Genomic DNA, 12,544 nt, shown 5'->3' with positions numbered 1-12,544 from the left:
CCCTCCGGTCTATCAGATATCCAGTACCAGCTTCTTGGACTTGGCCCGCGAACAGCACACCAGAATCTGGTCATTGGCGGACTTTTCGTCATCCGTAAGGTAGACGTCGCGGTGATCCGGTTCGCCTTCGATGACGTCGCACAAACAGGTGCCGCAAACACCCTGTTCGCAGGACACTTCAATCTTGATGCCCACGGCGGTCAGGGCATCGACAATGCTCTGGCCTTCGGCGACCTGGACAGTCTTTCCACTACGTTGCGCTACCACCTCGAAGCCCGCACCCGAGGCATCGACTTCCACCTGGAAGTACTCGCGATGCACGTGATCATCGGCGTAGCCCGCTTCGAGGGCCTGGGCGATGACCCAGTCCATGAACCCTGCAGGTCCGCAGACATACACATGGACGCCGGCTTGCGAGGTGCCCAGCACATCGGCCAGATCCAGCTTCTGCTCAGGCGCTTCGTCGTCGAAATGCGTGTGCAGGCGGGCCGCGAACGCCGCGTTACCCAGTTCATCGAGAAACGCGCTGCGGCTACGGGAACGCCCGCAGTAGTGCAGGTCGAAATCACTGTCACGGGCATTCAACGCATAGGCCATGGCGACCATCGGCGTGATCCCGATACCACCGCCGATCAGGATCGAGCGCTTGGCATTGCTGGCCAGCGGGAAGTGATTGCGCGGTACGCTGATCTCGATCTCGCGCCCTTCGTGCAACAACTCATGCACGGCCACCGAACCACCGCGGGACGCCGGGTCCTTGAGTACGCCCAGGCGATAGGCGCCGGCGTTAGCCGGGTCGCCACACAGCGAATACTGGCGAACCAGCCCGGTCTTGAGGTGGATATCGACATGCGCGCCCGCCTCGAAGGCGGGCAAAGGCTGGCCGGCCGGATCACTCAGGTCCAGTACGACCACACCTTCGCCCTGCTCTTCGCGCCTGCGCACGACGACTTTCAACAATTGATCGCTCATACAGGACCATCCGAATTTGTTGTCAGGGGGACGCATCGGCGCGGCCCCGCTATTGGTTCAAAACATACAACGGTGTCTCAGCGCATGAAGATCCCGCCATTCACATCCCAGGTGGCCCCAGTGGTGAAGCACGCGTCTTCGCTGGCCAGTTGCACGATCAACTTGCCGAGAAACGCGGCGTTGCCCAGCTGCCTGACCGGGATCGCCTCAATCAGTTTTTCCAGGCGCTCGGGTGGCACGGCGGCACGTACCGCGGGCGACTCGATGGGACCAGGCGCGATGGCGTTGACCGTGACCCCGGACGCCGCCAGTTCCTTGGCGAAAATCTTCGTCAGCGTGATGATTGCCCCCTTGGACGCGGCGTAATGCGCACCGGTCGCGGTGCCGCCATTCTGTCCGGCGAGGGATGCCATGTTGATAATCCGCCCGTAACCCTGGTCCGCCAGATAACTGCCGAACACTTGGCAACCAACAAAGGTGCCGCGCAGATTAACGCTCACTACATGGTCGAACTCTTCCGGGCTGATCTGCATCACCGGGGTGGTCATGGTGATCGCGGCGTTGTTCACCGCCACGTGCAATACACCCCAATGCGCAATCACAGCCGCCAACGCTTGCTCAAAATCAGCCTTGCTCGATACGTCCAGCTTAAGCGCCAGGACCCGCTCGCCGGAGGCGTCGAGTGCAGTGGCGGTGGCTTGTGCCGACTCCAGCGAACGATCGCTGACTACCACCCGGTAACCGGCCTCGAGCAATTGTCCGGCGATGCTCTTGCCCAGCCCCTGGGCCGCGCCGGTGACCAATGCAACCTGTGTCATGGCAACGTCCTCAGAGGATGTAGCCGATACCGGCGAGGGTATCGGTGGAGTTGATCAGCTGGATCAGCTTGCGCTGGATCTTGAAACTGTCGCCGTGGCGCACCAGTTGAAAAGTCACATCGGCGGTGTACTGCTTGAGCACATCCTTGCGGAATTCGCGCAGGTTTTGCGCGCAGCGCACCGTGACCATCCCGTCCTCATCCGACAGCACCCGGAAGCGCGACTGGCTGCGCACTGTGCGCGCCCGCGGGGTGGTCGAGATTGACTCGCCGCTGGTCAGCCGGGTCACGCGTAACTGACGCATATGGTGATCGTCGTAGGCGTAGTTCAGGGTGTTCTCGAAATCGGTCTCCAAAGGATCGATGGGGATGATGTAGGTGGCGGTCTCGGTCCACAGGTCGAGCCATTCGACGAAGTCGCCGTGGTCGAGCATGTCCGCTTCCTGCCAGATGAAAGCGCTGACCTGATTAAGCAATTGCAGATTGATCATGGTGTTCTCCGTCGACTCAGGCCGACATCATCTTTTTCCACTGCTGGTAGCCAGCGCGCATGCCGGTCTCGGCGCTCACATCGCTTACCAGCCCGTCTTCGGATTTGGTTTCGCCCGGCAAACCGCGGTTGAGCATGATCCACAGGTCGGTGCCGGCGCTGGCGCCACGCTGTACGCGCTCCCAGGCTTCGGAATCGTCCGGGGTGCCAAAGCCCATCGGGCCCTGGAAGTGTTCATGCAGGCGCAGGCGATAGCGGTTGGCCACCGCCGGGCCGCCGTCCATGGTGATCACCGCGTGATGGATTTCGGTCTCGTCCACCGCAATCGGCTGCAACACCCGGAAGAACGCCATGGAACAGGCGATGTTGGGGAACAGGTTGAGATTGAAGCCGGACCCGCCCACCGCCCGTACGATGCGGCGAACCGACGCTTCGTCCTGGCCTTCGGCGCGAAGCTGGGTGGCCAGCTCTTGGAAACGCTCAGGGATTGGCAGGTCGAGGTTGGCTTCCAGATCGACCAAATCGGGGATCATCACCATCACGCTGTGGCCGTTGCCCAAGTCTTCGACGTAGCCCGGCCCTTTGACGAAGTCAAACAACTCCAGGGTCTGTTCATCCACGGACGACAGGAACGACTTGTGCACCAGAGGGAAGTGGTAGGCGTCGGTGGTGTTTTCCAGCTGGATCTTCCAATTGCCCGGGAAGCGGAAACGATGCTCGCCACCGACCTTGACCGGGTAGCCGGCCCCCTGTTTCATGAACAGGTCGATCCATTTTTTCGCCGGGCCGAGGAAGTCGACCAAGGGCTCGATGTCATCCTTGAAGGTAGCGAAGATCATGCCGTTGTATTGCTCGACCCGCAGGCTGACCAAAGGCAGCTCGGCCTTGTCCAGGCAGTCGCCGTAGCTTTCCGGATGCGGTACGCCGCGCAGGCTGCCATCCAGGGCGTAGCTCCAGCCGTGGTACGGGCACACGAAGCTGTTGGCCTTGCCCTTCTTGTGTTCACACACCGTGGCACCGCGGTGACGGCAGCGATTGAGCAGCACGTGCACATCCTTCTTGCGATCGCGCACGACGATGACCGGCTGCTTGCCGACGTAGGTGCTCTTGTAGCTGCCGGATTCGGGAATCTCACTGGCGTGGGCGACCCAGATCCAGGTGCTGTAGAAAATCTTGTCCAGTTCTTGATCGAAGATTTTGGCGTCGGTGTACAGCGAGGTATGCACTCGATCATGCAAGACCAGGTCGGACGGGCTGGCGTCCAGGTTTACGGCGGTTATCAGGTTGTTCACGATCACTCCTCGTCAGCTGGCTCGCCGACTCTAAGAATTCTGGGTATTACTTGAGGACTGGCCGCACTGGCCGGGTACAGGCAGGTGCGCAGCGCTGTTCCAGCTGTCCACCGGGCGGCTGAACAGGTTCTCGGTCTGGAAGTGCGCCATGCGCCACTGCCCTTGTTCCCGGGCGAACCTTACCGTCAGGCGGGCACTGTTGAGGTGCGAGGCACCCGAGGCAAAGGTCGAGGTCTGCAACATCACCCAGCTGGCATCGCCCTCGTCACCGCTGACCTGGATCAGTTCCGAGGTCAGGAAGTGCACGTTCAGCGCAAAGTGCGCCGGTTCGACCATGTAGGTGGCGAACATGGCCTTGATGGCCTCGCGTCCCTGATAACCGCCGAAACTGTTCTGGTACCTGGCACCCTTGCCTTCCCAGATCGCTTCTGCGGTGAACAGGTCGGCCAGTTCGTCGAGCGGCGATTGCACGCCCAGCTCATCGCAAAGAACCATGTAGCGGTTCATGCAGGCCCGGATCGCGTTCTCGCTTTCCAGCTGGTCGAGCCGTTGCTCCAGCGTGCGTAAATGCGCTTGTGATGACATAGCAGCCTCTCTCGACTCAGCGCTGGATGATCAGTTCGCGACCGGTACGGGCCTCGACCTTGCAGTACTTCCAGAGTTTGTAAGGTCCGTTGCCGACATCGGTGGTGCGAAACAGGTTGCACGCGGCGTGGACAGTGTCGATGTCGGGAACATCGGCCAGCAGGTACGTGGTCCAGGGCCAGCCGGCAGAGGGGCCAACCATGCTCTGATCGTCGTCCATGTTGCCCAGTACAGTGACACCCGGCAGGTCGGCGATGCCGTTCCACATGGCGCCGAACGCGGCCCAGACTTCCAGGGCCTCGGGGCGCGGGGCGTCGAAAAAATTCTGGTTGATACCAATGCAAAACAACACTCGCAGGGCTTTTTTATCGGTCATGGGGCTCACCATTCAGTAGGGAAAAATTTACAGGTAGCCAGGCAACGGCTTGTTGCCGAAAAAGATCGCGCCGGCGTTCTGGTAGGTCATATCGCCCATGAAGGCGTGCTGGGTAATGACTTGGGTGTCGTTGACGAAGCGTGACAGCGGACTGGTGCGGTACACGCCACTCATGCCCGAGAGCATTTGCGCGGTGCGCGCGACTTCGGCGGCGATACGCGTGGCATGGGTCGATGACAGGCGCAGCATGTTGGTCTGCTCGACACTCACCGGATAGCCGGCCAGGACGCTGGACCAGGCATCGTCGATAGCCTGGTAGAACCACGAACGTGCAGCGCGCAGCGACGCTTCCGCCTTGGCCATCTCGACCTGGGCTAACGGCCGGTCAGACAACGACGGCGCACCGGTCACGGAGATCCGCCCGCTGGCCATGCCGCTCAACTCGTCAAGCGCTGCCCGTGCCACGCCGAGGCCGACCACCGATAACACCTGAGTGGCGAAAGACAGTGACGGATAGCGGAAGAACGGCTCATCAAGATTTGATGGGCCGCCGCGCACGAAGGTCCACTCTTCCGGTACCACCACGCCTTCGACGACAACGTCATGGCTGCCGGTGCCGACCAGGCCGACCACGTTCCAGGTTTCCTCGATCCGCACCTTTTCCCTGGGCATTACCGCCAACCGTGGCAGGCCAAGCATGTCGCCGTTTTTCGGACTGATGCCCACGCCGATCAGCGAAGCCCCCATGCAGCCGCTGGAGAATTTCCAGCGTCCGTTGACCTCCAGGCCACCTTCGACAAAGGACGCGGGCTGTGGTGGGAAAATCCCGCCGGCGAACACCACGTCAGGCGAGTCCGCATAGATTTTTTTGATCGTTTCCAGCGGCAACGCCGACAGATAGACCGGGCTCATGCCGAAGCTGGCAACCCAACCGGCAGACCCGTCGGCGATGGAGATGTCCTCGACCATCTGGCAAAACTCGGCCGGCGAACGTTCGTCACCGCCAAAGCGCTTGGGCACCAGGGCGCGATAAACACCGAGGGTGCGGAACTGCTCGATCACATCCTGCGAGATGAATTTCTGTTGGTCGAATTCTTCGCTCCGGGCACGCTCACGAATCTCGACCAGCAGCTTCTGAAACGCTTGATTCGCCGTGATCGGCGCGCGGCGCTGTTGATCCAGCTCGCTTGGCGCAGTCATGGTTTTCTCCATAGTCAGCATGTCGATTACTCTTCCAGGCGCCGGACCAGCTCGCGGCCGACTGCACACAGCAGTTCGTCCGCGCCATGGGCGGCAATCAGTTGAAGGCCTACCGGGAGTCCCGAAGCGCTTTGCAGGGGAATGCTCAGAGCCGGGTGACCGGAAAGGTTGAAAGCGCGCACCAGGGAGGTCATCCCCAGTGCTGCGCGAGTGTCGGCCGCATCGGCGACCAGCAAGGGGAAATCGGGCATCGTAGGCATTGCCAGGATCGGCGTGATGGCCAGGGCGGCGTCCACCTCGGCGGTAAACGCGCGTCGCACCCGCTCGGCGTCTGCAACGGACTCGGCAGAGGTCAGGCTGGCGGCGCGCAGACGGTCGGCAACGTCCTGGCCGACCCGTCCTGTTTCCAGCAGATGGCCACAGGCGGCCCAGGTTTCGGCGTTGATCACCGCCATACCGGCGCCATAAGCCGCCAACATGCCAGGCAGTGATTGTTCGGTCAGCGTGAAGCGCGAACGCTCAAGGGCCTGGTTCACCACCGCGTGGACCTGCTCGTTGGCTTGTACCGCGACCACGCCGATGGATAGGTTTTGCGGGACAGCTGCCACCTTGAAGGTTGCGTCGATGACGTGCATTCCAACAATCAGGCTGTCCATGTCCCGCGCCAGCGGCCCAACGCAATCAAGGGAACTGCGCGCCGGCATGACGCCTTTGCGGCTGACCCGGCCAAAGGTTGGCTTGAGACCGAAGACACCACAGCACGCTGCGGGAATCCGCACCGAACCACCGGTATCGGTGCCCAAGGCGAAGTCGCAAAGACCCGCCGCCACAGCCGCCGCCGAACCACTGGAAGAACCGCCGGGTATGTACCCCGGGTAGCGCGGGTTGGCAGCAGTGCCCGCCCAGGCATTAAGGCCGGTGGTGCCGAAGGCCAGTTCATGAAGGCTGGTTTTACCGGTGATACGGCAGCCAGCATCCAGAACTGCTTGAACCACTTGGGCATGTTCGCTGGCGGCGGGCGCATCGACCAGTGCATGGCTGGAGGCGCGGGTCGGATAGCCGGCGATGTCGATGGTGTCTTTCACCATGACCAAAGGGCCGCTCCCGCCTAAGGCTAAATCCTCGACAACTATCGACATGATCTTTACCTGCTCGTTATGTGTCACTCGATGGACGCCCTCGGGGTGAAGGCGCCGCAAACGCTTAAATCTAAAATCGTAATTTTTACGTGAAATGTCAATTGAATTTTACCGAATAAAATAGTGTGTATTTTCGGTGCAGATTTTCCCGTCTCGCACCAGTCGCGTGCAATTTGGTAACACCGACGAAACACGAAAAAAACCGCTAAAAACTGATATTAATTGTTATTAATCAGTTACTTAAATGATTACAACAACCCCGCAGGGAACAAATATTTCCAAAAATTTCGAGTGCCCATCGTGATCAAAAAACCGACGTTCAAAAAAATAATTCAAGGAGAAAAATGACGTATAAAACGACTAGAAAACACAGTTTTTTTGATTTTTTCGATGGGCTTTTTTTGGCTAATTCGCAGCTTCGTGATCCAGATCAAAGCCTTGTTCGGCAAGGCGTGGTGGCCACTTGCCAAGCAGAAGAGCGAGCCTGTTACACCCTGGCAAAACACCCCACCTCAAGGGTGTCTCGGCAAGGGCACTGGAGGCCCCGGTAACACCCGTGGGCGATGCACCAGAAAAATTTCTGGCATGCAATCTGCTGCTTGCTCTGGCAGCAGTTAGAAAAAAACAGGGCCGTACCTTGGGCCGCTCTCGCTCACGTCGTGATCAGTGCGGTTGGCCATTAGCCTTTTGCAGCGTTGCAACTCTTCGGAGAAAGTCATGCTTTTCAGAAAAGCCGTGTCCACGTTGTTGTTGAGTGCCGCCTGCGCCGCCACCGCGCATGCTGAAGTGAAAATTGGTGTCATCACCTCCTCCACCGGGCCGATCGCACTGGTCGGCCTGCCACAGAAAAACACCGTGCCGTTGCTGCCGACCCAGGCCGGCGATCAGACGGTTAAATACATATCCCTGGATGATGCGAGCGACCCGACCGCCACGGTGAAGGCCCTGAAAAAGCTGATCGACGAGGAAAAGGTCGATGCGATCATCGGCCCGAGTGGCTCACCTAACGCCATGGGCGTAATCCAGTTCGTTGCCGAAGCGGGCGTGCCATTGTTGGCACCGGTGGGTACCGCCGCCGTGGTGCTGCCCATGACCGAGCAGAAGAAGTGGGTGTTCAAGACCACGCAAAACGATGACCTGATCGCCACGGCGCTGTTCGAACACATGGCGAAAAAAGGCGTGAAGACCCTTGGCTTCATCGGCACCGCAGACCCTTACGGCGAGAACTGGGCCAAGGTCATGTCGGGCCTGGCGGCGCAGCAGAACATCAAGGTCGTGGCCAATGAGCGCTTTCAGCGCCAGGACACCTCGGTGACCGGGCAGAGCCTGAAAATCCTCGCCTCCCGTCCCGATGCAGTGCTGGTCGCGGCGCCCGGCAGTTCGGCAGTGATGCCGCAGACCACCCTGTTCGACCAGGGCTATCGCGGCCAGGTTTACCAGACCCACGGCGCAGCACTGCCGGACTTCCTCAAGCTTGGCGGCAAGAAGGTCGAGGGCACCGTCCTGGCCGCCAGCCTGATGCTGGTACTCGATGAGATCCCCGACAGCCATCCTTCAAAGAAAATCGCCAGCGACTACACCGCCGCCTATGAAAAGCTCAACGGCAGCAAACCGGCAACCTTCGGCGGCAATACGTTCGACGCCGGCCTGCTACTGCAACAGGCTATCCCGATTGCCGCCAGCAAAGCGGCGCCGGGAACTGCCGAGTTTCGTGCAGCCCTGCGTGATGCGCTTGAGCAAAGCCACGAACTGGCCGGTACCCAGGGCGTTTACAACATGACAGCGCAGGACCACAGCGGCTTCGACGAGCGCGGGCGCGAACTGATCGTGGTGAAGAACGGCAACTGGATGTTGTTGCAGGACAACTGACCCGGGCACACAGCCCGCTGCCCGACTGCCGGCGAGCCGACCTGCGCCGGCGGGCGGGCCTGATATTCAATCTGTAGAAAAGAGCTCTCATTATGAATTTCCAGATAGCCATGCTGCTGGGCCAGGACGGCATGACCAACGGCGCGATCTACGCGCTGCTGGCCCTGTCGATCCTCCTGGTGTTCACCGTGACGAGGATCCTGTTGATCCCCCAGGGTGAATTCGTGACCTATGGCGCCTTGACCATGGCCACTTTGCAAAGCGGTCACCCGACTGCACTGGTCTGGCTGCTACTCGGTCTGACGCTGATCGACTGCGCACTGGATCTGTGGGGCGCGGCGCGCTCGAGCCAGGCGTTCCGGTTTCCCACACGTATTGTGTTCAAGCTCGGCTATGCAGGGTTGCTGGCGGTGCTGATCAACACCTTGCCGCTGGCCGAATTGCCGATGGCGGTCCAGGCATTGCTGACCCTGGCCCTGGTGGTGCCGCTGGGGCCGCAGATCTACCGCCTGGTGTTCCAACCGATTGCCTCGGCCAGTTCCCTGGTGCTGCTGATCGTGTCGATCGCCGTGCACGTCAGCATGGTCGGCATCGCGCTGTTACTGTTTGGCCCTGAAGGCGCCCGCACCCAGCCATTCTCCGAGGCCGGGCTGGAGCTGGGCCCAGTGACATTCAACAGCCAGACACTCTGGGTGCTGGCTGTGTCCCTGGGGCTGATCGTCGGACTCTATCTGTTCTTCGAGCGCACGCTTTACGGCAAGGCCTTGCGTGCCACGGCCGTCAATCGCATGGGCGCGCGGTTGATGGGCATTTCGCCGACCCTCGCCGGCAAGTCGACCTTCCTCCTTGCCGCCCTGATCGGCACCCTTTCGGGGATCCTGATCGCACCGATCACCACGCTGTATTTCGACTCCGGTTTTGTCATCAGCCTCAAAGGCTTCGTCGGCGCGATCATCGGCGGTCTGGTTAGCTATCCGGTCGCCGCGCTGGGCGCCCTGGCGGTGGGTCTGATCGAAGCATTCTCGATGTTCTGGGCCAGTACCTATAAAGAAATCATCGTGTTCACACTGATCATTCCGTTCCTGCTTTGGCGTTCGTTCACCAGCCGTCATGTGGAGGAAGAAGAATGAATCCGCGTTATCTGTTACTTGCCCTGTTACTGATGGTGGGTGTCGCGCCGCTGTTGCTGCCGCCGTACTACGTCACCCTGCTCAATTACATCGGCATGTACGCCTTGGTGGTGCTGGGGCTGGTGTTGCTCACGGGGGTTGGCGGCATGACCAGTTTCGGCCAGGCCGCATTCGTTGGCCTGGGTGCGTACACTTCGGCTTATCTGACCACCACCGAACAGTTGCCTGGCTGGCTGGCCTGGGCCGGCACCTCACCCTGGCTCACGCTACTGGTGGGCGTGGTGCTTACCGCCTCGGTGGCGCTGATTCTTGGTGCGCTGACTCTAAAATTGTCCGGGCACTACCTGCCGCTGGGGACGATCGCCTGGGGGTTGTCGCTGTATTACCTGTTCGGCACGCTGGAGTCATTGGGCGGGCACACGGGCGTCGGCGGTCTGCCGTCGATTTCATTGTTCGGCCTGAAGCTGGATAAAGGCGAGAACATTTTCTACCTGATCTGGGCGCTGCTGCTGGTGGCCATCGTCATCACGCAAAACCTCCTCAATTCCCGCGAAGGCCGGGCCATTCGTGCGCTCAAGGGCGGCCAGGTTATGGCCGAGTCGATGGGCGTGAATACCTTCCGTTCGAAGATGGTGATATTCGTCATCTCTGCAGTATTTGCGGCGATTTCCGGCTGGCTGTACGCGCACACCCAACGCTTCGTCAACCCGACACCCTTCGGCTTGAACATGGGTATCGACTATCTGTTCATGGCCCTGATCGGCGGCGTTGGCAGCGTCTGGGGCGCCTTGCTTGGCGCGGGTATCCTGACGATGCTCAAGCAATGGCTGCAGGACTGGTTGCCGCACCTGCTGGGTAACACCGGCAACTATGAAATCATCGTGTTCGGCATCCTGATCGTGGTGCTGATGCAAAGAGCGCCCGGCGGTCTGTGGCCGTTGCTGACGCGCCTGGTACCGGCCCGTTGGCGGGTCCGCACAAAGGCGCAGAAAATCGATGCAGACGCCGCTCCCCTGCCTCGTCGGCAACTGCCCAAGCATGGCGAACTGATTCTCGAGGCCCGGCATGTGACCAAGCGCTTTGGCGGACTGGTGGCCAACAATGACATGAGCCTGGAAATCCGCTCCGGTGAAATCCTCGCCCTGATCGGGCCCAACGGCGCCGGCAAAAGCACCATGTTCAACCAGCTGTCCGGGGTCGATACACCAACCAGCGGCGACGTGCTGTTCATGGGCCAGAAGATCAACGGCTTGAGTTCGCGGCAAGTCGCCCGCCTGGGCATGAGCCGCACCTTCCAGCACGTCAAGCTGCTGGGCAACATGAGCGTGCTAGAGAACGTCGCCATTGGCGCGCATTTGCGTGGCACCCAGGGCGTGCTGTCGGCGGCCCTGCACCTGGATCGTCGCGAGGAGGCCGATTTGCTCGGCGAAGCCCGGCGTCAGCTGGAGCGCGTCGGCTTGGGTGACTACCTGCAGGCCGAGGCTGGAAGCCTTTCCCTCGGCCAACAGCGCATCCTCGAAATCGCTCGCGCCCTGTGCGCCGATCCGTGCCTGCTGCTGCTCGATGAGCCAGCCGCCGGCCTGCGACTGAAGGAAAAGGAAGCCCTGGGCATCCTGCTCAGCCGCCTGCGCAGCGAAGGCATGGCAATTCTGCTGGTCGAGCACGACATGGACTTCGTGATGGGCCTGGTGGATCGCGTGGTGGTCATGGAATTCGGCCAGCGGATCGCCCAAGGCCTGCCCGAAGACGTACAGAAGGATCCGGCGGTGCTGGAAGCCTATCTGGGAGGAGTTGAATGATGAACATGCAAGTGGAACCGCAGCTCGCACCGCGTAACCAGGTCGATGACGCCGTGCTCGAGATCAAGGACCTGAGCGTGGCCTATGGCAAGGTCGAGGCGCTGAGCAACGCCAGCCTGACGGTGGGCAAGGGCCAGATAGTAACGGTGATCGGCCCCAATGGCGCCGGTAAGACCACCCTGCTGTCGGCGATCATGGGCGTGCTCGGCTCCCGGGGCCAGGTGCATTTCGACGGCAGCCTGGAAAGCTTGCCGCAAGTGGAAGTGATGGTCTCGCGGGGCCTGGGCCTGGTGCCGGAAAAACGCGAGCTGTTCACCAGCATGAGCGTGGCCGACAACTTGCTTTTGGGCGCCTTTCAACGTCATCGCCGGGGCGATCGTCGCTACAGCGAGACGCTGGTCGAAGTGTATGAACTGTTCCCGCGCCTGTGGGAGCGCCGCGAGCAACTGGCAGCGACGTTGTCTGGCGGTGAACGGCAGATGCTCGCCGTGGGCCGGGCACTGATGGCCAAGCCCAAGTTGTTGATGCTCGATGAGCCAAGCCTGGGTTTGGCGCCGCTGATCACCCGGGAGATCTTCCGCATCATCACCGCCCTGCGCGAACACGGGGTGTCGATTCTGCTGGTGGAGCAGAATGCGCGTGCTGCGTTGCGGGTGGCTGACTATGCCTATGTTTTGGAGACAGGGCAGATTGCGATGCAGGGCCCGGCCAAACAACTGGCTGATGATCCGCGGGTGATCGATGCGTATCTGGGGCTGGCGAGCAAGCATCAGGAAATGCTGGCTACGTGAGTACTTGAACACGATAGCGATCCTGTAGGAGTCGCCAGCAGCAAGCTGGTGCCTACAGGGGTTCACCCTTTTGAATAATCCGGA

Annotated in this window: 12 protein-coding genes; 4 read left to right on the top strand and 8 right to left on the bottom strand. The window is 60.7% G+C overall.

What is annotated here, in order from left to right; all coding sequences use genetic code 11:
- Window positions 1-12: 12 nt before the first annotated feature.
- The 8 genes from L9059_RS22120 to L9059_RS22085 form a co-directional block, all read right to left on the bottom strand.
- A complete protein-coding gene (locus tag L9059_RS22120) occupies window positions 13-972 on the bottom strand; it encodes a PDR/VanB family oxidoreductase (protein WP_247293034.1) in 960 nt (319 codons plus the stop codon).
- 77 nt (window positions 973-1,049) lie between these two features.
- Entirely contained in the window at window positions 1,050-1,790 is a 741-nt protein-coding gene (locus L9059_RS22115) for an SDR family NAD(P)-dependent oxidoreductase (RefSeq protein ID WP_247293033.1), read from the bottom strand.
- A gap of 10 nt (window positions 1,791-1,800) precedes the next feature.
- Window positions 1,801-2,277: an aromatic-ring-hydroxylating dioxygenase subunit beta gene (locus L9059_RS22110; protein ID WP_247293070.1), complete on the bottom strand. Its 477-nt coding sequence runs from the start codon at window positions 2,275-2,277 to the stop codon at window positions 1,801-1,803.
- Between the two features lie 19 nt (window positions 2,278-2,296).
- A complete protein-coding gene (locus L9059_RS22105; protein ID WP_247293031.1) occupies window positions 2,297-3,571 on the bottom strand; it encodes an aromatic ring-hydroxylating oxygenase subunit alpha in 1,275 nt (424 codons plus the stop codon).
- A gap of 30 nt (window positions 3,572-3,601) precedes the next feature.
- A complete protein-coding gene (locus L9059_RS22100) occupies window positions 3,602-4,156 on the bottom strand; it encodes a nuclear transport factor 2 family protein (protein WP_247293030.1) in 555 nt (184 codons plus the stop codon).
- A gap of 16 nt (window positions 4,157-4,172) precedes the next feature.
- Window positions 4,173-4,532, bottom strand: a complete 360-nt coding sequence (locus tag L9059_RS22095) for an IacB protein (RefSeq protein WP_247293028.1) — start codon at window positions 4,530-4,532, stop codon at window positions 4,173-4,175.
- 27 nt (window positions 4,533-4,559) lie between these two features.
- Complete coding sequence (locus L9059_RS22090; RefSeq protein WP_247293027.1) at window positions 4,560-5,732, bottom strand: acyl-CoA dehydrogenase family protein; 1,173 nt, start codon at window positions 5,730-5,732, stop codon at window positions 4,560-4,562.
- 26 nt (window positions 5,733-5,758) lie between these two features.
- Window positions 5,759-6,871 carry an amidase gene (locus tag L9059_RS22085; protein WP_247293025.1) on the bottom strand — a complete coding sequence of 371 codons (1,113 nt, stop codon included), beginning with the start codon at window positions 6,869-6,871 and terminating at the stop codon, window positions 5,759-5,761.
- A gap of 717 nt (window positions 6,872-7,588) precedes the next feature.
- Between L9059_RS22085 and L9059_RS22080 the strand changes: the two genes are divergently transcribed.
- The 4 genes from L9059_RS22080 to L9059_RS22065 all read left to right on the top strand — a co-directional run bounded on the left by L9059_RS22080 (window position 7,589) and on the right by L9059_RS22065 (window position 12,460).
- Window positions 7,589-8,740 (top strand): ABC transporter substrate-binding protein, encoded by a 1,152-nt coding sequence (locus L9059_RS22080; protein WP_247293024.1) that lies wholly within the window; start codon window positions 7,589-7,591, stop codon window positions 8,738-8,740.
- A gap of 92 nt (window positions 8,741-8,832) precedes the next feature.
- On the top strand, window positions 8,833-9,870 hold the full coding sequence (locus L9059_RS22075; RefSeq protein ID WP_247293022.1) for a branched-chain amino acid ABC transporter permease: 1,038 nt from the start codon (window positions 8,833-8,835) through the stop codon (window positions 9,868-9,870).
- Entirely contained in the window at window positions 9,867-11,669 is a 1,803-nt protein-coding gene (locus L9059_RS22070; RefSeq protein ID WP_247293021.1) for a branched-chain amino acid ABC transporter ATP-binding protein/permease, read from the top strand. Before L9059_RS22075 ends, L9059_RS22070 begins: the two co-directional genes overlap by 4 nt.
- Window positions 11,666-12,460, top strand: coding sequence for an ABC transporter ATP-binding protein (locus L9059_RS22065; RefSeq protein WP_247293019.1), 795 nt, complete (start codon window positions 11,666-11,668; stop codon window positions 12,458-12,460). The genes L9059_RS22070 and L9059_RS22065 overlap by 4 nt, the downstream gene beginning before the upstream one ends.
- Window positions 12,461-12,544 lie beyond the last annotated feature (84 nt).

Origin of the sequence: Pseudomonas violetae, assembly GCF_023072615.1 — a bacterium.
GTDB classification, from domain to species: domain Bacteria; phylum Pseudomonadota; class Gammaproteobacteria; order Pseudomonadales; family Pseudomonadaceae; genus Aquipseudomonas; species Aquipseudomonas violetae.
Note: the sequence above shows the minus strand (reverse complement) of the source record. Positions and strands in the feature narration are given on the sequence as shown.

Bases quoted from the DNA above. Each gene is read 5' to 3' on its own strand.
- L9059_RS22120 (WP_247293034.1), bottom strand. From the start codon at position 972: ATGAGCGATCAATTGTTGAAAGTCGTCGTGCGCAGGCGCGAAGAGCAG.
- L9059_RS22115 (WP_247293033.1), bottom strand. From the start codon at position 1,790: ATGACACAGGTTGCATTGGTCACCGGCGCGGCCCAGGGGCTGGGCAAG.
- L9059_RS22100 (WP_247293030.1), bottom strand. From the start codon at position 4,156: ATGTCATCACAAGCGCATTTACGCACGCTGGAGCAACGGCTCGACCAG.
- L9059_RS22095 (WP_247293028.1), bottom strand. From the start codon at position 4,532: ATGACCGATAAAAAAGCCCTGCGAGTGTTGTTTTGCATTGGTATCAAC.
- L9059_RS22090 (WP_247293027.1), bottom strand. From the start codon at position 5,732: ATGACTGCGCCAAGCGAGCTGGATCAACAGCGCCGCGCGCCGATCACG.
- L9059_RS22085 (WP_247293025.1), bottom strand. From the start codon at position 6,871: ATGTCGATAGTTGTCGAGGATTTAGCCTTAGGCGGGAGCGGCCCTTTG.
- L9059_RS22080 (WP_247293024.1), top strand. From the start codon at position 7,589: ATGCTTTTCAGAAAAGCCGTGTCCACGTTGTTGTTGAGTGCCGCCTGC.
- L9059_RS22075 (WP_247293022.1), top strand. From the start codon at position 8,833: ATGAATTTCCAGATAGCCATGCTGCTGGGCCAGGACGGCATGACCAAC.
- L9059_RS22070 (WP_247293021.1), top strand. From the start codon at position 9,867: ATGAATCCGCGTTATCTGTTACTTGCCCTGTTACTGATGGTGGGTGTC.
- L9059_RS22065 (WP_247293019.1), top strand. From the start codon at position 11,666: ATGATGAACATGCAAGTGGAACCGCAGCTCGCACCGCGTAACCAGGTC.